Origin of the sequence: Streptosporangium carneum (genome assembly GCF_027922005.1) — a bacterium.
GTDB classification, from domain to species: Bacteria; Actinomycetota; Actinomycetes; order Streptosporangiales; family Streptosporangiaceae; genus Streptosporangium; species Streptosporangium carneum.
Map to the genome: position 1 here is coordinate 85707 of NZ_BSEV01000001.1, position 17964 is coordinate 103670.

Consider the following 17964-nt stretch of genomic DNA (forward strand, 5'->3'; position numbering starts at 1 on the left):
CAGGGAGACCACGGTCCCGTCCGGCCCCGGGTCTTTGAGGCCATCCCTCCGAGCGTGACAGTTCCGGCGCTCTCCCGCTCCAGGTCTGCCTCCACCGAGTCATTGACCGAACAGAAGAACAGCTGTCACGGTCAGGCGTAAACCCCCTTGAGGAGGTGGCTCCCTTCCATGTCCATACGTCGAGGCAGACGCGCCATCGGAGCCGCCGCCATGGCGGCGGCGCTGCTGACACCGCTCGTGCCGCAGGCGGCCCACGCCTCGGGCTTCCAGGGATGCCCGCCCGGGTCCATCTGCGGCTGGAGCGGTGAGTACTACAGCGGCACGATGGTTCGGTTCCGGCTGGGCGCGGGCTGCGTCCAGCCCGCGTTCCCGATCAGATCGGCGGTCAACACCGTGGGGTCGCCCGGCATACCCGCGGTCGCGTCGTTCTACGCCGCCACCGGCTGTACGGGACAGGGCGTCGGCGGAGTCGGCCCGACACAGTCGGCGCCGGTCATCTCACCGCCCGCCCTCAGCGTCATGCTCGTGTGGTGAGGCGGCACGGCCGGCCAGGACACCGTTCCTGAGGGGCGGGCGGCGCGACCCCGCCGGGACGGCGCACCCCGCCCCTGTGACGGCCGCCGGCCCTGTGACGGCCGCCAGGCCGCCTGACCTGGCCGGGCCGTGTCCGCGCCCTCCGACCTTTCCCGGCCGACGACGGTCGGCGGGCACACGCCCCCTGTCAGCCGGTGTGTTCTCACCGGTGCGCCCGCGACACGAGACGGCGATCCTCCGCTCGTTCGAGGTGAGCCGGAAGGTTCCGCTCCGCCGGTCTGCCGACCGACGCGGAACCGGCTCCGGCGGCCCTCCGGCGTCCGTAGGCCAGCGTCGTCAGGGCGAGCAGCGGCCCCCAGGCCAGCATCGGGATGTAGGCGACGCTCATGACCACGGCTGAGACGCCCTCGGGGAAGTTGGGGTCGGAGTCGGCGCCGGCGAGCACCAGGGCGATCTTGACACCGAAGACGAGGCCGAACACGGTCAGGAGCACCGAGGCGAGCGTGGCCGGCACGATGGCCGCGTACGGGTGGACCGTCCTGCCCCCGATGAACGGGAGCCACCGGGGCGCCCGCTCTCCCCACGGGCGGACCAGCCCCAGCGCCAGGAGGGCGCAGCCCTCGGTCACCAGGCTCAACACGATCGGCCATACCGATCCTCTGCCGGGGATGTCGGCCCGTTCGAGCCATGCCTGGTCGAATCCCACAGGCAGACCGATCGCCATGGCGATTCGCCACAGTCCGGCGGGCAGCGGCGCCACCGCTGCCGCGTGGGCCGTCCATGTGGCCCAGCGGGGTGTGATGGTGTTCATGGCGTCCACCTTCGAGGGATGCGGGCGCCTGCCACCAGATGGCGTTCGGCATCCTCCCGCGGCCGAAAGGGGTGCCGTTCGGCACGGGTGCGACCGGTCGGCGACGCCTAGGATCAAGCCCATGCGAGCTGGATCGCGCCACCCGTGGCATCTGGTCGCGGCCGTGGCGGTGATGGTGGCCGGTCTCGCCGCCACCCCGTACCACGGGGTGGCGGCCGTGGTCGCCGCCGCGACGGGAGCCGCCGCCGCGCTCACTCTCCGCCCGGAGTTCCGGCCCGGCGCCCTGTGGGGCGCGGGCACGGCCACGGTCGTCTCCCTGTGCGCCAGCGCGGCCTTCCTGCGTTCCGGCGTGCCGGAGCCCGTGACCGCACTCGGGTACGCGGAGATGGCGGCGCTGACGGTCATGGCCGGCGGGCTGGCCCGGTGGGCGCCGCCGCGGCCGGCGGTCACGCTCTCCGTGGCGGCCGGCGTCGCGGTCGTCGCGCTGGTGCTCAGGCTCATCGTGGCGAGCATGAGCGTCTCGGCGGTGACGGCGGCGACCGCGTGTGCGATCTTCTCCGCCGGACCGGTCGGAGCGGTGGCGTGCGGAGCGTATCTACGCCTGCTGGAGGGACGACGGTCGCGCGCGGTGGCCGAGGCACGGCGTGACCAACGCCTGGAGCTGGCTCAGGACCTGCACGACTTCGTCGCCCACGACGTCAGCGCCATCGTCGCCCAGGCCCAGGCCGGGCAGCTGGTCGCCGCCGGCGACCCGCAGCGGGCCGTCGCCCTGTTCGCCGGGGTCGAGCAGGCCGGTCTTCGGGCTCTGGCGTCGATGGACGAGGCCGTCGACGCCCTGCATCCCGACCGCCGTGGAGATCGCGCACCGCTGCCCGGCCTCGGCGAGTTGCCTGAGCTGACCGTACGGTATTCGGCCGCCGGACCGGCCCAGGTGCGCCTGAGCCTTGAGCCTGACCTGGAAGTCTCCCGGGAGGCGGCCACCACGGCCTACCGTGTCGTCATGGAGGCCCTCACCAACGTGCGGCGGCACGCGCCCGCCGCCACCACGGTCGACGTGGAGGTCCGCCGCGTCCGCGACACCGCGCTCGAGGTCGTCGTCACCAACGACCTCGGCCACGACGGCTCCGGCGGCTTCCTCGCGCGTCCCGGCTCGCGGACGGGCGGGCTGGGACTGCAGGGCCTGGCCGAGCGCGTGCGCGCGCTGGGCGGCTCGTTGACCGCGGGCCCGCACGAGCACGGCTGGCGGGTCCAGGCGGTCCTGCCCCATCGGACGGGGAGCTCATGATCAGCGTTTTGATCGCCGACGACCAGGAGGAGATCCGCGGCGCGTTCCGCCTCATCCTGGAGGCGCAACCGGACATGCGGGTGGTGGCAGAGGCCGCCGACGGCGCCACGGCCGTCGCGCTGGCCCGCCGGCACCGGCCCGACGTGGTCCTCGCCGACATCCGGATGCCCGCGCTCGACGGCCTGGCGGTGACCCGCGCGTTGAGCGGACCGGGTGTCGCCGACCCGATCCGGGTCGTCGTGGTCACCACCTTCGACCTGGACGAGTACGTCGACGCCGCACTCCGCGACGGCGCCTGCGGCTTCCTGCTCAAACGATCCGGTCCGACTCTGCTGGTCGAGGCCGTGCGCGCGGCCGTCGCCGGTGACGCGCTCATCAGTCCGCAGATCACCGTCCGGCTCCTGCACCGCCTCGCCCGCCCGCGGGCGGTGACGACGTCCCGCGCCGTGACCGAGCCGCTCACCCCGCGCGAGACCGACGTGGCCCGAGGAGTCGCCGCGGGCAGGACCAACGCCGAGATCGCCGCCGACCTCTATCTGTCCCCCGGCACCGTGAAGAACCACATCGCCACCGTCCAGCGCAAGCTGGGCGTGCGCAACCGGGTGGGCATAGCCACGTGGGCCTGGGACAACGAGATCCTCACCGGCGACCCGCCTCCCGCCCCCTGACCGCGGGGAGCCCTCGGCCGCGGTGAGGGCGGTTCCACGGGACGACGCCCACCGGAGCCGCGGGTGGGACAGTCGGTGATCAGCCGTGCCGGCCGCCGTACGAACATGAACCCGGATCACCCCGGAGGGTCTCCGGCCTGGAGCCGCCCCGGGGAATCGAACAGCTCCACTGAGGCGTCCGCGGTCGGGCAGGATGTCCGCGCCGCGTTGACGTTCCGGGGAGGCAGGGCGGCGGACCCTTTCCAGGGCGTGAAGGTGTCCGAAACCGGTTGTTGACCGGGGGCGGCCCCGTGCATACGTTCCGCTTGGGCCGCCTGTGCGGCGCCCGGACCGAAAAGGGGTGCGATGACCGCCGAAGTCAGCCCGAACAAGGACATCGTCCCTGGACCGCTGGGCACGCCGCCGCCGGAGTTCGCGCGACGCCACGAGGAGGGGCCGCTTGACCTGGCCGCCATGCCGAGCGGGGATCTGGTGCCGGTGGCCGTCAGATACGAGGACGTGCGGACCCTGCTGGGCTCGGCGGCCTCCAGCCGCAACCTGCGCCTTCCAGGCCTGCCGCGGCTGGTGAGCGGCACGGGCATCGACGACGACCCCGACGCGCTGATCAACCAGGACCCTCCGGAGCACACCCGCTACCGGCGGATCATGCACGGGGCCTTCACACCCCGCCGGACCGAGCCGTGGCGCCCCTGGATCGCGACGATCGCCGGTGAGCTGCTCGACGGGCTGGGGGAGGAGTTCGACCTGGTGGACGCGTTCGCGGTGCGGCTGCCCGGCCAGGTCATCTGCCGCCTGCTCGGCGTCCCGTACGACGACTACGACCGGTTCATGGCCTGGACGGACATGTTCCTCACCACCTCCACCGCGACCGAGCAGGTCCGCTACCAGGGCTACACCGAGTTCATGGCCTACGCCCGCGACCTGGTGGCCCGCCACCGCGCGCGACCCGGCGACGACCTCATCGACCTGCTCGTGCAGGCCCGCGACGACGAGGACCGGCTGAGCGAGGGCGAGCTGGTCAACACCGTGTTCTCGCTGATCACCGCAGGGCACGAGACGACCGCCTCGATGGTGTCCAAGGGAGTCTTCCGCCTCATGCTCCACCGTGGGCAGTGGGACGAGCTGGTCGCTCAGCCGGATCTGGCGCCCATCGCGGCCGAGGAGATCCTGCGCTACGACGGGCCGCCGGCCAGTGCGTTCATGCGCCGGATGACCGAGGACGTCGAGCTGTCAGGCGGCACCCTGAAGGCCGGGACGGTCGTGATGCCCAACCTCAACGCCGCCAACCACGACCCCCGCGCCTTCCCCGAGCCGGAGCGCTTCGACATCCACCGCTTCGGCGCGCAGCCGCCGCACCCGCACCTGGCCTTCGGGTACGGCGCGCACCGCTGCCTGGCCGCCGCGCTGGCCAGGGTGGAGCTCACCGAGGCCGTCAGGGCGCTGGCGGTCAGAAGGCCCGGGCTGCGGCTGGCCGTTCCGGCCGAGGACGTCGAGTGGAGCGACGGCCTGACCTACCGCCCCGTCGCCCTGCCGGTCACCTCGGCCGGCCCCGGCTCCTGACACGAGGAGCCGGGACCGACCCGTGTTCCCGCCATCCCTTCCCCCACCCCCGAGGCGGGGAAGAGCATGGCCTGGCGGGAAACGCGCGGGTGGCTAGTTCTCCTCGTACGGCGCGGGCGGCGCCAGGGGGGCGCACTTCTCGTGGACCCGCAGCCATGCGGGCGACTTGGGCTTGAGCTCCTTGAAGTCGGCGGGCTTCTCCTCATCCGGGGTGATGGCCTGCCAGGCGCCCCCCTCACGCAGGCACTTGGCCCACACGGCGAACTTGGCGTCCTCGTCGGGCGAGGACGGCTCACTGCCGCCCAGGATCACCGAGTTCCACTCCTTGCACGCCTTCATGGCGGCGTCGAGCTTGGCCTGGGTGACCTTGGTGACGGCGCTGGTGTCGAGGTCCTTGCCCTTGACCGGGTCCGGGACGTCGATTCCGTTCTCCCGCATGCACCCGGCGAACTTCACCGCGGTCTCATGCCAGCTGGGCTTGGCCGAGGCCGAAGCGCTCGTGGAAGGGCTCGCGGCAGGACTCGACGCGCTGGCGAAGCTCTGGGCTCCGCACGCCGCGCTCAGCGCCAGGGCGGGAAGGGCAGCCAGGACGGCGAGACGCCGCTTAGTGATCAACACGGTTTCCTCCGATGGGTCGGCTGACTGCCCATCACCCTGATCCACCCCTGTGAGCGCCCCGTCCGCACCATGTCATGAACGTGTAATAGCTTCCAGGTCCGGACAAATCGCAACTAGGAGCCGCCGATACTGGACGCATGGCTCGCGTGTTGCTGATCGAGGACGACATGAACGTCAGGGACGCCCTGACACTCGCCCTCAAAGGCAGGGATCACGAGGTCGAATCGGCGGCATCCGGGGAGGAAGGGCTGGAACTGCTGGCACGCTTCGCCGCCGACGTGGTCGTGCTCGACCTCATGCTGCCCGGCATCGACGGGTTCGAGGTCTGCCGGCGCATCCGCGCCACCGCCTCCACCTCGATCGTGATGCTGAGCGCGCGGGGCGACGACTTCGACGTGGTCGGCGGTCTGGAGGCCGGCGCGGACGACTACGTGGTCAAGCCGGTGCGGTCGCAGGTGCTGGAGGCCCGGATCAGGGCGGTGCTGCGCCGTACCGACAGTGTGCCCTCGCCCGTGGAGACCTACGGCGAGCTGCGCGTGGACCGCGCCTCCCTGACCGTGAGCAGGGGCGGGCGGCGGATCGCGCTGCCGCCGATGGAGCTGCGGCTGCTGCTGTACCTGTCGGCCGCGCCCGGGCAGGTCTTCAGCAGGCAGCAGTTGCTGGAGTCGGTGTGGGAGCACGACTACCTGGGCGACTCGCGGCTGGTGGACGCGTGTGTGCAGCGGCTGCGATCCAAGATCGAGAACGTGTCGGCCGAGCCGAGGTACGTGCAGACCGTGCGCGGATTCGGTTATCGCTTCGGGCCGGTATGACCTGGCTGCGGGGACTGCGGGCCCGGCTGGTGATCACGTTCGTGCTGGTGGGCGGGCTGAGCGTGGTGGGGGCCGCCGGGCTGACCTACTACAAGGCGCAGCTCAACCTGCTGACCGGAGTGCAGAACCGGTTGCTGAAAGACTTCAGGAACCGGGTTCTGCTGCTGTCGCGCGACGTCGCGCTGCCCGCAGGCGACGCGGAGCTCGCCCTGCTGGCCGAGGACCTCGAGGTGGGCGACCGCAAGGTGTACGTGGTCAAGGACGGCGCCATCCCCGGCGACGCCCGTGTCACCGCCGAACTGCGCGCGCGCGTTCTGCGGCGGCCTGAGCTGGCCTGGCAGCGGGTGACCCGCGACGGCGTGCCGTACCTCGTGGGCGGCAGCAGGGTCATGCTCAGCGCGGGCGGCACGCCGTCGGGGATCACCATCTACCTCGTCGAGTCGCTCGAGCAGGCCGCCTCCGACCAGGCGGCCGTGCTGAGCGCCGCGCAGACGGCGGCCCTGCCCGCCGTGCTGCTGGCGGTGCTGGCCGGGCTGCTGGCCGCGCGCGGCGTGCTGCGCCCGGTCGCCGACCTGGACCGCGCGGCCCGGCGGCTGGGCGAAGGACGGCTGGAGACCCGCCTGCCCGTACGCGGCGGCGACGAGCTGGCACGGCTGGCGGGACGGTTCAACGAGACCGCCGCCGCGCTGGAACGCTCGGTCGGCGAACTGCGCGAGATGGAGGCCAGGTCGCGGCGGTTCGTCGCCGACGTCTCCCACGAGCTGCGCACCCCACTGGCCGCCGCCACCGCCGTCACCGACGTCCTCGAAGCCGGCGCCGACCGGCTGGACGCCGACGCCGGGACCGCCGCCCGGCTGGTCACCGCCGAGATCACCCGCCTCACCAAGCTCGTCGACGACCTGATGGAGATCTCCCGCTTCGACGCCGGAGCCGCCGTGCTCAACCTCAACGAGGTGGACGTCGGCCCCGCCGTCGCCGCCTGCCTGCGCTCACGCGGCTGGAGTTCCGACGTCACCGTGGACCTGCCGCCGGACATCCGTGTTCCCCTCGACCCGCGCCGCCTTGACGTCATCGTCGCCAACCTCGTCGGCAACGCGCTGCGGCACGGCGCGCCGCCCGTCACGGTCCGGGTGCGCGTCACCGGCCAGGCCGTCGCCGTCGAGGTCGCCGACCACGGGCCGGGCCTGCCCGCCGACGTCCTCCCCCACGTCTTCGAACGCTTCTATAAGGCCGACGCCGCCCGCGCCCGCTCGGAGGGCAGCGGCCTGGGCCTGGCCATCGCCCGCGAGAACGCCCTCCTGCACGGCGGCGACCTGACCGTCGCCCCCGGCCCCGGAGCCGTCTTCACCCTCACCCTGCCGAGGACCCGCCCTGCCGGGAAAGCGCCTGCCAGACCGGGGAGGCGCCCGTGAGAACCTGGCCCCTCGCCCTGCTCCTGGCAGCCTGCGCGGCCTGCGGAGTCGGCCCCAGTAAGGTGATCGGCGCCGGGGAACCCGCCCGCGGCTTCGTCCTGGGCACCCCCCTGTACTTCGTGCGGCTCGACCGCCTCGTCTCCATCAGCCGCCCCGTGGGCCCGCTGGAGGCCGCCGAAGCCGTCGAACTGCTGGCCGAGGGGCCCACCTCGAAGGAATACGACCGCAACTTCGACACCCGTCTGCCCAAGAACATGGCCGTCCGGGTGAACGACGACGGGTTCACCCTGGAAAAGAGCGCCCCGATGCTGGTGAACGGCCGATGGCTGTCGCCGGTCTCCCGCCTGTCACGGATGGCGACCGGGCAGCTCGTCTGCACGATCGCCGCCGCCACCGCCGCCAAGCGCGGCATGGACGTGGACGACGTGCGGGTGACCGTACCAGACAAGAGGCAGGTGCGCTGCAAGGACTTCAGCTGAGATGCGGGCCGGGGCTCCCGGGCGTCGTGCCGACGCGTGCGAACGCGGCCGGCCCCCACCAGGCGATGTATAGAAATCTTGACATGATGTCGGCTCTGTTTTACCTTCCTTCATGTCGGCTATTTTTTACACGGGAGCGACATGTCGTACGAGGAGAAGGGCAAGTGGATCTACCTCCTGGTGATCCTCGGCACCTACGGGGCGTACGTCGCCGTCATTCTCAGTCGCACGCGGGGCGTCCCCCTCGCCGAAGTGGCCTACGTGTCGCCGATGCTGTGGTCCATCGGCGTCTCCATCGTCCTGTCGATCGTCGGCCGCATCGTGGTCGAGATCGCCAAGCCCAGCGAGTCCTACAAGATCGACGTCCGTGACCGGGACATCAACCGGTTCGGCGAGTACGTCGGCGGCACCGTCCTCGGCGTCGCCATGGTGGTGCCGTTCGGCCTGGTCATGCTGGAGACCGACTACTTCTGGATCGCCAACGCGATCTACGCGGCATTCGTCGTGTCGGCGCTCACCAGCACCTGCCTGAAGCTTGTCGCCTATCGGCGGGGCCTGTAGCCATGGGCAAGCCCACCAAGGTCACCAATTCCATCCGCGCCCTGCGGTTCGCCCACGGCGAGATGACCCAGTCCGATCTCGCCAAACGCGTCGGCGTCACCCGGCAGACCATCATCGCCATCGAACAAGGACGCTACTCGCCCTCTCTCGAAATGGCCTTCCAGATCGCCCGCGTGTTCAAGGCGCCGCTCGACCACGTCTTCCAGTATCCGGACACCGAGGACTAGACCCCCGCACCGACACCCCGGGGCCACAAGGGGATTGCCCACGGCCCTCCACAGCACGCCCAAAATCAGGGAGAAACCATGAGTTCGCCCAAGCGCGTGGCCAGAATCGCCGGAGTCCTCTACCTCATCGTCGCCCTCTGCGGGTTCTTCGCCCACTTCTATGCCCGCGCCGCCGTACGTGTGCCGGGCGACGCCGCCGCCACCACCGAGAACATCGTGGCGCACGCGACCCTCTTCCGGCTCGGCTTCGTGGCCGACCTGCTGACCGCCACCAGTTCCATCCTGGTGGCGATGACGCTCTACCGGCTCTTCAAGCACGTCAACAAGGACGTCGCAGCCGCGCTGGTGGTCTTCATGGCCATCGGCACGGGGATGATCCTGGTCAACCTGATCTTCCATTTCGCCGCGCTGCTGGTCGCCACCGACGCCTCCTACGCCGCCGCCCCGGGCACCGGCGGGTCCGACGCCCTGGTCCTGCTCCTGGTGGACATGCACTGGTACGGGTACGCGATCGGCGGGATCATGTTCGGCCTGTGGCTGCTGCCGATGGGGTACCTCGTCTACACCTCGGGCATGTTCCCGCGTGCCCTGGGCGTCGTGCTGATGATCGCGTGCTTCGGCTACCTGCTCGACACCCTGACGAGATTCCTCCTGCCGGATCTCGGGGAGACCCTCTCCGCGATCCTCACCACGCCGGCCGCCGTCGCCGAACTCTGGATGGTCGGGTACCTGCTCGTGATCGGCGTGAGAACGCCCAAGGCGACGCGCCCCGCACCGGTCACCCCGTGAACCCGAGGTCTCCCGGAAGGCGGGCCGCGTCCCCCAGCCGGCGACCGGCTCTCGGCGGAGGAGCCCTCGGCACCGCATCAGACGAATGACGGCCCCCCGGCCGTCGTCGAACTCACCGGACGAACAGGGGAGACATGACCCGGCCAGACGAGGAGGGCGCGCGGATGAAGGCGATGGTGTTCACCCGGTACGGCTCTCCGGATGTTCTCGCGCTCCAGGAGGTGACGAAGCCGGCTCCGGGTGACGACGATGTGCTGATAAAGGTGCGGGCGACGTCGGTGACGTCGGCGGAGTGCACGATGCGGAGGGGAAAGCCGTTATGGGGCCGAGTCATTCTTGGTCTCAGCAGACCGCGAAAGCGGATGCGGACCCTTGGCCTCGAAGTGGCCGGGGAGATCGAGTCGGTGGGCAGGAACGTACGGCGGTTCAGAAGGGGCGACCAGGTTTTCGGGTTCACCGGTTTCACCCTGGGCGCCTGCGCCGAGTACGCACGCCTGCCCGAGAAGGGGTCGCTGGCGCTGAAGCCCGTCAACCTGACCTACGAGGAGGCCGCCGCCGTCGTCGACGGGGCGTCGACGGCGCTGTTCTTCCTCCGGGACAAGGCAAACGTCCAACGCGGCCAGAAAGTCCTCGTCAACGGCGCCTCGGGGAGCATCGGCACGTACGCGGTACAGCTCGCCAAGCACTTCGGGGCGGAGGTGACCGGGGTGTGCGGCACCGGGAACCTGGAACTGGTCAGGTCTCTGGGGGCTGACAAGGTGATCGACTACACCAGGGAGGACTTCACCCTGGGCGGCGAGACGTACGACGTCATCTTCGACACCGTGACCAAGAGTTCGTTCTTCCGGTGCAGGGGGGCCTTGAAGGACGACGGGTGCTACCTTCCGACGGCCGGGCTGATGAACAACGTCCTGATGCTGTGGACGTCGATGACGGGAGGCCGGCGGGTGATGACCGGCATGTCCGTCGAGAAGAACGAAGCACTGAGCTTCCTCAGAGAGCTTGTCGAAGCCGGCAGCCTCAAAGTCGTCATAGACCGGCGCTATCGACTGGAACAGGCCGCCGACGCCCACCGCTACGTCGAAGCAGGCCACAAAATCGGAAATGTCGTAATAACTCTGGAGTAAGGCCCGCACGCCGCCAGCAGGAGGTCAGAGCCGAGGCCCGCTGACCGCGGCTTTAGACCGCCGAAGCCACACTGGACGCGTATAAGGACGCCGCGGGACTCCCCGCAGGCCCATGCGCGGCGGAGACCCGGTCCCGGTGCGACGGTAGCGCTGGCTGTACCGTCACGACTCCAGCGAGCGGGATTGATCATGACTCACCCCCGACGCCATGCTTGACAGCACCGCAAGCAGGCCATCAAGCAGGGAGTCCCCATGTCGCACGCCGCTGTCTCCTGTCCGGCCGAACCCGGCTCCACCGGACGGCGCGGCCTGCGGGCCCTGGCAGCCGCGGCCGCCCTCACGCTGACCGGTCTCGGCCTGACCAGCGCCCCGGCCGTCGCGGAAACCCCCGCGGGAGCCGACGGGCCGGCCCGCTTCCACCACCAGAGGCTCGACTGGCACGGCTGCAGGACAGGACCGGACGACAAGGCCGGCGAGACCCTGGACGCGGCGGGCGCCCAGTGCGCCGAGGTCGTCGTCCCGCTGGACTACCGCAGGCCCGGCGGGCGGACCATCAAGGTGGCGATCTCCCGGATCAAGGCCACCGACCCCGCCAAACGCCGGGGCGTCCTGCTGACCAACCCCGGCGGCCCCGGAGCGTCCGGACTGGACCTGGTGGTGGCCCTCGCTCAGGGGTCGCCCGCCCTCAGGTCCCACTACGACCTGATCGGGATGGACCCGCGCTTCGTGGGCCGTAGCACGCCGATCCACTGCGGGTGGAAGACCGGCACCTTCCTGCGCTCGGCCGGCCCGAACCGCCGCACCTTCGACGAGAGCGCGGCCCTGATGAAGGAGCTGGCGGCCGGGTGCGCCCGGGGCAACCGCGACGTGCTGCCGTACGCCTCCACCCGTAACACCGCCCGCGACATGGACGTGATCCGCGCCGCCCTCGGCGAGCAGAAACTGTCCTACCTCGGATACTCCTACGGCACCTACCTGGGGGCGGTCTACACACAGATGTTCGGCGCGAACGCCGGCCGGATCGTGCTGGACAGCGCGGTCGACCCCGACGTCTACGGGCCCAGGCTGCTGTCGAGGAACGCCCCGGCCATCACCGCCGCCCTGAAACACTGGGCCGCCTGGGCCGCCGAGCATGACAAGGAGCACGGCCTGGGCGACACCACCGCCGAGGTCCTGGCCACCGTGAACCGCGTCAACCAGGCCGCCGCCCGGCGCCCGCTGCGGATCGGTGAGTACCGGGTCGACTCCCACCATGTCCCCTACCTGCTCTTCGGGAGCCTCTACAACGACAGCGCGGAGGCCTACGCCGACTTCGCCACCCAGGTACGGACGCTGGCCGACGCCGCCCGCGGCACCGTGGTCACTGCCCCGCCGTCGCTGAAGGCGACCCTCGACAGCCTGTTCACCGGAGCGGGCGCGCTCGAAGCCCAGGCCCCGATCATCTGCGCCGACCGGGCCGCCTCGCGCGACCCGGAGACCTACTTCCGCGACATCCAGGCGCACCGCGCCGACGAGCCGCTGTTCGGACCGCTGATCCGCAACATCACCCCGTGCGCGTTCTGGCCGACCGCGCCGGTGGAGCCGACCACCACGATCCGCAACGACGTCCCGGTGCTGATCGCGGGCAACGACGGCGACCCCGCCTCCCATTACCTCGGCCAGCAGGTCATGCACCGGGCGCTGACCGGCTCCCGCATGGTCACCCTGCGCGGCGCCTACCGCCACGCCGCCTACCTCGGAGCCGGCAACTCCTGCGTCAACGCCACCGTCGAGCGGTACCTGGTGGACGGCGTCCTGCCCGACGGCGACGTCACCTGCGACAGGGACGGCGCCCCGGCGGGGTGAGGGGTGCGCCGTGCCCCACGGTGGTGGCCTTTCGCCGAAGCTCTCGAACGAGGCGGTCCGGGCTCTCGCAAGGGCCCCTGATCCGCTGTGCACCTCCACCTCGACGACTGATGGACAAAGGATCATGACATCTGGGTGGCCCGTTGCTTCGGCCGAGACACCACGACCCTGAACCGGATCAAGGAATCGTTGCTCGACGAGGCGACCGAGCCGCTGAGGCCAAGGGAGATTCGGTGCTCACTGTGCGAGCGGCGCACCATCGTGGGCAGACCATGTTCATGAACGCCGTGATCTCCGTGTTTGAGACCGACCATTCCCGAGCACTCGTCCTGCCGCAGGTGGAGCCGCCGGATCCGCGGACTGTCAGCAGGGTGTCCGCCCAAAAGGGCGGAGTAGTGGTGGGCCGTGCTGGATGAGTTCATTATTCAGGTCCACTTCGCCCTCAAATCGACGCAAATTTCGCTTTTTAGCCTTAGAAACTTCTACCGCACGGTAGAAAATCTTGACACCAGGTTGGATGATCCATCACACAATCTCAATAAAACCGCCTCCCAGCACCGACCCCTAGCTAGAGTTAGAGCATGGGAAATCCGCGAATGACGTTGGCGACCCAGCTCGTTCTGCGTGCACTGCTCAGCGATCTTGCTCGCGAGATGTACGGACTGGAAATATGTGCCATGGCAGGATTGCCCAGCGGCACCATTCATCCCATTCTTGCCCGTCTGGAGGCTGTCGGCTGGCTTGAGTCCCGTTTCGAAGACACCCCTCCGCAGGAAGTCGGACGCCCCCGTCGTCGCTACTATCGGTTCACTCAGGATGGGGCAGAGGATGCTCGTGTTGCGCTCGCGCGGTCTTCCAGCAAGGCGAAGATACTGCCCGCCACGCTACGCAGGATCGCCGACGGTAACGCATGAACAATCAATCCTTCCCCCCGGACGAGTCATCGCGAAAGAATGAGGACAGCTTCAGCTTCGATAATTCTGTCGCCCTCATCCGTAAGCTCGAAAACATAGGAGAGGCCGAGCCCGCTTATGGCTTGATCCGCAACCTCAGCTACGCCCACGAGATCACTCGAGATATCATCAAGGCCCTCCGGAGAAAGGCCGCTCAAGGCGTTGACATCAATGTGGGAAATGATATCAAGAAATCACTTCGGCAAGCTCTGGTCAGCGCACGGAACCTGGACGGCGGCCTTCGGCGAGTACGAAAAATCATCAAGAGTATCGACGAGCAGCGCGACCTCGGCCACATCGGCAGCCTTGCAGACGCCCTCTCCTCGGTTCTCGACCATGTTCGCAGACTCGACCAAGTCGTCGCTTACACCCTCGGCAAGCTCGTCACCCTCCACAATGATCACAACCTCCGTTACAACCAAAACCATTTTCGAGACTTTGGCCGCCTGGCAAGCCTTGTCAAGGAGATCACCCTTACTGTCATCCAGGCCTACGATCAGTCCCGTAAACTTGAAGCACTGTATCTAGAGCTTCAGCAAGGAGACGAAACCGTTGAAACGGATCTGATCGAGATACCCTCCTGGGTGGCGATCTCATCACCGGTTCGCCGCCTGGTGGATCTCACGATTTGGTTTCTCCCTAAAGAACAAAAAGCGCGTTACACAGAGGAGTTTCGCGCCGAAATCTGGGATCTGATCGCAGCGAAAGCAACCAGACCCGTGCAAGTTCGGTACGCAGTGCTGCAGTTGAGCCGAGCCTGGCAGCTACGACGAGGGCTGAGCGGCGGTTCCAAGCGGCCCCGGAACGAGGCCTTCCGGCGCGCCGCACATTGGATACTGGCCTCGAACCTGCGCACTTGGCCCGTTCTGATAGTCACGCTCCTGTGGGTCGGAGCAGACACATATCACGATACGGACCCCCGCGTAGCGATCCTGGTCGCAGTAGGCAGCGGAGCGGTTTTTCACATTATTATAAAGAACTTCCGCAGACACCTCCGCGTTGAAATTCGGCGGCGCAGGAAGCGCGTGAAATGATTGTTCTCTTTCAGCCGGCCTGCGAACCAACAGGCCGGCTGAAAAGCTCCGGCCGAACCACATCTGTTCGACATTCGAACAACCCGGGCTGTCCGACGGCCACCGGCCCCGGAGCGCAGGGCCGCCGGGCCCGAGCACCGGAAGCGGGGCGGCGGCCCTTGCGGACAGCTCACTCAAACCGGTGGAAACCTTCCCCTGATCGTGGGTTCGCCTGGTGGACGTCGGCGCGTAAGCAGTGCCGCCGTGACCGGGCCGAAGAGCCGCAGCGCGGTCGGCGACCGCCCGACGCGCGGCGAGACGCCGAAAGCCGCTCACCTTTGAAGACGTACAGAAAGGGCTGATAAGACTGTCGCCGCCCCCAGGACTCGACGATGAGCGTCCAAGGGCCTCCTGCGGCCGGTACGGCGCCGCCGCCCGATCCCGGTCCCGCTCGAACACTCCCATCAACTCTCGCCTGAACTCCTCCCGCCCCCTCCCGTCGACCTCACAGGATCCCGGCCGGTCTCCTCTCCTCGGGGTTCGGGAAGCTGTGAGACGCCGGTTGTGTTGACCCGACCATGGAGGATCGTTTCGCCGACGAGCGTGTCATCAAGCGCCTGCTCGACCACGCGCACACCTGGGTGTTCGTCGGGCTCGGCGACAACCCTGAGCGCACGGCCTACGACCAGGCCCGCCGGATCCAGTCCAGAGGAAAGCGGGTCATCCCGGTCCACCCGGACGGCAGGGCGGTGCTGGGTGAGCCCGGACACCGGTCGCTGTCCGAGGTGCCGGACAGGGCGGACGTGGTGGCCGTCTACCGTCGTTCCGAGCACGCCGGCCAGGTGGTGGACGAGGCCATCGCGGCGGGCGCGGGAGCGGTCTGGCTGCCGCTCGGGGTGATCGACGAGGCCGCCGCCCGGCGGGCGCTCGACGCCGGGCTTGACGTTGTCATGAACCGCTGCCCGGCGGTCGAGTGGGCACTGCGCGGCGGCGTCTGAGCGCCTGTTCGAAAGTTCCGCGCGCAACCGGGGTACCGGGTCAGGTCTGCGGCTGTCCGCATGCAACCGGGGGCCTGGTCAGGTCTGCGGCTGTCCGCATGCAACCGGGGGCCTGGTCAGGTCTGCGGCTGAGCGTCCCGTACCCGGTCGCGCACCACCGCGGCGCCCAGCCAGCGGTCATGAAGAACACGGCCTTCGGGATCGAAGAGCACCCACAGCCCGTCCGCGAGGAGACACCACAGCCCGACGTCGGGGACGAAGGCGAGGAGGGGGAAGACCAGCGCGCGGAGCGCGGCCCTGCCCACGCCCGGCCGTCCGCCCGTGTGCGCGGCGATGACGCGAACGCCCAGCAGTCGCTTGCCGAGCGTCCGCCCCCACAGGGCGTGCTGCACCCAGAAGTAGAGGAACACCCCGGCCAGGACGGCCAGTTCCGCGGGCCTCACCCTGCCCCGGAACACGTACGCGTCGGCCCGCTCCAGAAGTCCGGCTCCCATATGGACTTTGAAACCGACGTCGACCAAGGGCCAGGCCGCCCCCACGACAGCGCTGAAGGCCGCGACAACGATCAGATAGTCGACCAGGGCCGCCGTCGCCTGCCGCCACACCGTGTCGGCCTGTGGCTCGTCCGGCTCGTCCGTGGTGACGGACCGCGTCGCCCGCGACGCGGCGAACACCAGCGCCGCGGCCCCCAGGAGACACAGCTGGGTGATCCCCCAGCCATCGGCCACCCCTTTGAACCAGTCGGCGCTGAACAGCGGCGTCTCGTCGCAGCCTTTCCGATCGCTGTGCAACGAGGCGAGAGGTTCGACGACCGCGCTCAGGACGAGGAGCCCCGCCACCCGCCGACCTGTCACCCCCGGATCTCCGCGGCCCAGACACGCGAGAAGGCCGAGAAGGACCACCAGGGCCGGAACCGCCCAGCCCTCCGTGATCTCCATGACCTCTTCGAGATCACGGCGCAGCGGGGCAAGCGGTGACAGCGTCGTTCCACCGCTGTGCCGGCATATGAGCTCGTAGATGTTCCCGGAGGTCTGGGTGAACTCCTCAGGCTCGGGTCGCTCACGCCACAGCCCCCAGGTCGGGAAGGCGGCGATGGCCGCAGCCGCCACCCACGCCGCCGTCGCTGACCGTGACAGTCGGGAGAACTGCGGCAAGGTGCTCCTTTCCGTCTGGGAGCGACTTTCCCTCTGGGAGCGACACTTTCCCTCTGGGAGCGACACCTTACCGACACGCCGACGAACCGGCAGACATGCGACGGCCGGGTCTGGCGCCGCAGTGCTGACGAGCAGGCCCAGGGCTCGTGATTCCGCGAGGGCCGGCAGCAGGACGGGACCGAGGGGCGCGCGGGCCGCGCGGCAGGTGGCGGTGGAGACGTTCCTGCTCGGCAGCCGGCCCAGGGCTCGCCAAGCTCGTCATCGCCTCCTTCTCCGTACCACATACACTGTATTCAGTACGGCATTAGGAGTCAGAAAGGTGTGCGATGCGCGATCTCCCGACGGTCGTCGCCCGGATGTGGGGACGGGAGCTCGTGTCTCGCCGCGGACCTCGCCGCGGCCTGACACTCCAGCAGATCACCGACGCCGCGATCGCGATCGCGGACGCGGAAGGTCTGGCCGGCGTGCGGATGAGCAGCGTGGCCGCCGGTCTCGGCGTCTCCACGATGGCGCTGTACGGCTACGTCACCAGCAAGGACGACCTGCTCACCGCGATGGTGGACGCGGCGGCGCCGGAACCGCCGGAGCAGGGCGACCTCTCCTGGCGCGGGTATCTGTCCGCCTGGACCCGCGCCAACCGCGACTTCCTGGCGAGCCGCCCGTGGCTGCTACAGGTCGCGCCGCTCACCCCGCCCGTCGGCCCGTGCACCTTGCGCTGGCTGGATCGGTCGCTGACCGCGCTGACCGGCACCGGCCTGACGGCGGCGGAGGCCGTCAACATCACCGCCACCCTGTCCGCCTACGCCGTCAGTGCCGCCACCCTCGCCACCGCCATGAGCGGGACGGTCGACGAGGCGGGAGGCGAGGGCCTGGACGGCTACACCGCGATGCTCACCCGACTGGTCGACGCCGACGGCTACCCGGGGCTGACGGCGGCGCTCGAGTCCGGCGCGTTCGGCGTCGCACCGGAGTGGGTCGAGGACGCCGACTTCGCCTTCGGCCTCACCCTGCTCCTCGACGGCATCGAGGCACTCGTCGCCCGGCGGAAGGAAGGCTGAGGCGTGATCGAGGTCAAGGGTGCCGGCGCCCTGGGCGAGAGAGGCGGCCGTGGACGCGGA

General features: G+C 69.5%; 19 protein-coding genes. 16 read left to right on the forward strand and 3 right to left on the reverse strand.

The window, feature by feature from the left end:
• The first annotated feature begins 168 nt into the window (after positions 1-168).
• A complete protein-coding gene (locus tag PKF00_RS00405) occupies positions 169-534 on the forward strand; it encodes a peptidase inhibitor family I36 protein (protein WP_271215281.1) in 366 nt (121 codons plus the stop codon).
• Between the two features lie 202 nt (positions 535-736).
• Here PKF00_RS00405 and PKF00_RS00410 read toward each other — a convergent pair whose 3' ends face one another.
• Entirely contained in the window at positions 737-1345 is a 609-nt protein-coding gene (locus PKF00_RS00410) for a hypothetical protein (RefSeq protein WP_271215282.1), read from the reverse strand.
• Positions 1346-1466: 121 nt separating this feature from the next.
• On the opposite strand from PKF00_RS00410, the gene PKF00_RS00415 reads away from it, so the two are divergent.
• The 3 genes from PKF00_RS00415 (at position 1467) to PKF00_RS00425 (ending at position 4858) form a co-directional block, all read left to right on the forward strand.
• Complete coding sequence (locus tag PKF00_RS00415; RefSeq protein ID WP_271215283.1) at positions 1467-2630, forward strand: sensor histidine kinase; 1164 nt, start codon at positions 1467-1469, stop codon at positions 2628-2630.
• Complete coding sequence (locus PKF00_RS00420; RefSeq protein ID WP_271215284.1) at positions 2627-3298, forward strand: response regulator; 672 nt, start codon at positions 2627-2629, stop codon at positions 3296-3298. Before PKF00_RS00415 ends, PKF00_RS00420 begins: the two co-directional genes overlap by 4 nt.
• A gap of 345 nt (positions 3299-3643) precedes the next feature.
• Positions 3644-4858: a cytochrome P450 gene (locus tag PKF00_RS00425; RefSeq protein ID WP_271215285.1), complete on the forward strand. Its 1215-nt coding sequence runs from the start codon at positions 3644-3646 to the stop codon at positions 4856-4858.
• A 93-nt stretch (positions 4859-4951) separates the two neighbouring features.
• On the opposite strand, the gene PKF00_RS00430 is transcribed toward PKF00_RS00425, so the two are convergent.
• Positions 4952-5476 carry a hypothetical protein gene (locus PKF00_RS00430; protein ID WP_271215286.1) on the reverse strand — a complete coding sequence of 175 codons (525 nt, stop codon included), beginning with the start codon at positions 5474-5476 and terminating at the stop codon, positions 4952-4954.
• 137 nt (positions 5477-5613) lie between these two features.
• Here PKF00_RS00430 and PKF00_RS00435 point away from each other — a divergent pair, with 137 nt between their 5' ends.
• From PKF00_RS00435 to PKF00_RS00485, 11 genes are all read left to right on the forward strand, one after another.
• Positions 5614-6288, forward strand: a complete 675-nt coding sequence (locus PKF00_RS00435; RefSeq protein WP_271215287.1) for a response regulator — start codon at positions 5614-5616, stop codon at positions 6286-6288.
• Positions 6285-7700, forward strand: coding sequence for an ATP-binding protein (locus PKF00_RS00440; protein WP_271215288.1), 1416 nt, complete (start codon positions 6285-6287; stop codon positions 7698-7700). The genes PKF00_RS00435 and PKF00_RS00440 overlap by 4 nt, the downstream gene beginning before the upstream one ends.
• A complete protein-coding gene (locus tag PKF00_RS00445) occupies positions 7697-8179 on the forward strand; it encodes a hypothetical protein (RefSeq protein WP_271215289.1) in 483 nt (160 codons plus the stop codon). Before PKF00_RS00440 ends, PKF00_RS00445 begins: the two co-directional genes overlap by 4 nt.
• A gap of 141 nt (positions 8180-8320) precedes the next feature.
• Positions 8321-8740, forward strand: a complete 420-nt coding sequence (locus PKF00_RS00450) for a hypothetical protein (protein ID WP_271215290.1) — start codon at positions 8321-8323, stop codon at positions 8738-8740.
• Positions 8741-8742: 2 nt separating this feature from the next.
• Positions 8743-8967, forward strand: coding sequence for a helix-turn-helix transcriptional regulator (locus PKF00_RS00455; RefSeq protein ID WP_271215291.1), 225 nt, complete (start codon positions 8743-8745; stop codon positions 8965-8967).
• 78 nt (positions 8968-9045) lie between these two features.
• Entirely contained in the window at positions 9046-9756 is a 711-nt protein-coding gene (locus PKF00_RS00460; RefSeq protein WP_271215292.1) for a DUF4386 domain-containing protein, read from the forward strand.
• A 164-nt stretch (positions 9757-9920) separates the two neighbouring features.
• A complete protein-coding gene (locus tag PKF00_RS00465; protein ID WP_271215293.1) occupies positions 9921-10883 on the forward strand; it encodes an NAD(P)-dependent alcohol dehydrogenase in 963 nt (320 codons plus the stop codon).
• Between the two features lie 252 nt (positions 10884-11135).
• Positions 11136-12728, forward strand: a complete 1593-nt coding sequence (locus PKF00_RS00470; protein WP_271215294.1) for an alpha/beta hydrolase — start codon at positions 11136-11138, stop codon at positions 12726-12728.
• 581 nt (positions 12729-13309) lie between these two features.
• Positions 13310-13642, forward strand: a complete 333-nt coding sequence (locus PKF00_RS00475) for a PadR family transcriptional regulator (RefSeq protein WP_271215295.1) — start codon at positions 13310-13312, stop codon at positions 13640-13642.
• Positions 13639-14715: a hypothetical protein gene (locus PKF00_RS00480; protein WP_271215296.1), complete on the forward strand. Its 1077-nt coding sequence runs from the start codon at positions 13639-13641 to the stop codon at positions 14713-14715. The genes PKF00_RS00475 and PKF00_RS00480 overlap by 4 nt, the downstream gene beginning before the upstream one ends.
• A gap of 557 nt (positions 14716-15272) precedes the next feature.
• On the forward strand, positions 15273-15692 hold the full coding sequence (locus tag PKF00_RS00485; protein ID WP_271215297.1) for a CoA-binding protein: 420 nt from the start codon (positions 15273-15275) through the stop codon (positions 15690-15692).
• Between the two features lie 116 nt (positions 15693-15808).
• On the opposite strand, the gene PKF00_RS00490 is transcribed toward PKF00_RS00485, so the two are convergent.
• Complete coding sequence (locus tag PKF00_RS00490) at positions 15809-16846, reverse strand: RDD family protein (protein WP_271215298.1); 1038 nt, start codon at positions 16844-16846, stop codon at positions 15809-15811.
• Between the two features lie 326 nt (positions 16847-17172).
• Between PKF00_RS00490 and PKF00_RS00495 the strand changes: the two genes are divergently transcribed.
• Positions 17173-17904: a TetR/AcrR family transcriptional regulator C-terminal domain-containing protein gene (locus PKF00_RS00495; RefSeq protein WP_271215299.1), complete on the forward strand. Its 732-nt coding sequence runs from the start codon at positions 17173-17175 to the stop codon at positions 17902-17904.
• Positions 17905-17964: the final 60 nt, after the last annotated feature.

Excerpts from the sequence above, each read along its gene's own strand:
- PKF00_RS00405 (WP_271215281.1), top strand. The coding sequence starts at position 169 with ATGTCCATACGTCGAGGCAGACGCGCCATCGGAGCCGCCGCCATGGCG.
- PKF00_RS00410 (WP_271215282.1), bottom strand. The coding sequence starts at position 1,345 with ATGAACACCATCACACCCCGCTGGGCCACATGGACGGCCCACGCGGCA.
- PKF00_RS00415 (WP_271215283.1), top strand. The coding sequence starts at position 1,467 with ATGCGAGCTGGATCGCGCCACCCGTGGCATCTGGTCGCGGCCGTGGCG.
- PKF00_RS00420 (WP_271215284.1), top strand. The coding sequence starts at position 2,627 with ATGATCAGCGTTTTGATCGCCGACGACCAGGAGGAGATCCGCGGCGCG.
- PKF00_RS00425 (WP_271215285.1), top strand. The coding sequence starts at position 3,644 with ATGACCGCCGAAGTCAGCCCGAACAAGGACATCGTCCCTGGACCGCTG.
- PKF00_RS00435 (WP_271215287.1), top strand. The coding sequence starts at position 5,614 with ATGGCTCGCGTGTTGCTGATCGAGGACGACATGAACGTCAGGGACGCC.
- PKF00_RS00440 (WP_271215288.1), top strand. The coding sequence starts at position 6,285 with ATGACCTGGCTGCGGGGACTGCGGGCCCGGCTGGTGATCACGTTCGTG.
- PKF00_RS00450 (WP_271215290.1), top strand. The coding sequence starts at position 8,321 with ATGTCGTACGAGGAGAAGGGCAAGTGGATCTACCTCCTGGTGATCCTC.
- PKF00_RS00455 (WP_271215291.1), top strand. The coding sequence starts at position 8,743 with ATGGGCAAGCCCACCAAGGTCACCAATTCCATCCGCGCCCTGCGGTTC.
- PKF00_RS00460 (WP_271215292.1), top strand. The coding sequence starts at position 9,046 with ATGAGTTCGCCCAAGCGCGTGGCCAGAATCGCCGGAGTCCTCTACCTC.
- PKF00_RS00465 (WP_271215293.1), top strand. The coding sequence starts at position 9,921 with ATGAAGGCGATGGTGTTCACCCGGTACGGCTCTCCGGATGTTCTCGCG.
- PKF00_RS00470 (WP_271215294.1), top strand. The coding sequence starts at position 11,136 with ATGTCGCACGCCGCTGTCTCCTGTCCGGCCGAACCCGGCTCCACCGGA.
- PKF00_RS00475 (WP_271215295.1), top strand. The coding sequence starts at position 13,310 with ATGGGAAATCCGCGAATGACGTTGGCGACCCAGCTCGTTCTGCGTGCA.
- PKF00_RS00480 (WP_271215296.1), top strand. The coding sequence starts at position 13,639 with ATGAACAATCAATCCTTCCCCCCGGACGAGTCATCGCGAAAGAATGAG.
- PKF00_RS00485 (WP_271215297.1), top strand. The coding sequence starts at position 15,273 with ATGGAGGATCGTTTCGCCGACGAGCGTGTCATCAAGCGCCTGCTCGAC.
- PKF00_RS00495 (WP_271215299.1), top strand. The coding sequence starts at position 17,173 with ATGCGCGATCTCCCGACGGTCGTCGCCCGGATGTGGGGACGGGAGCTC.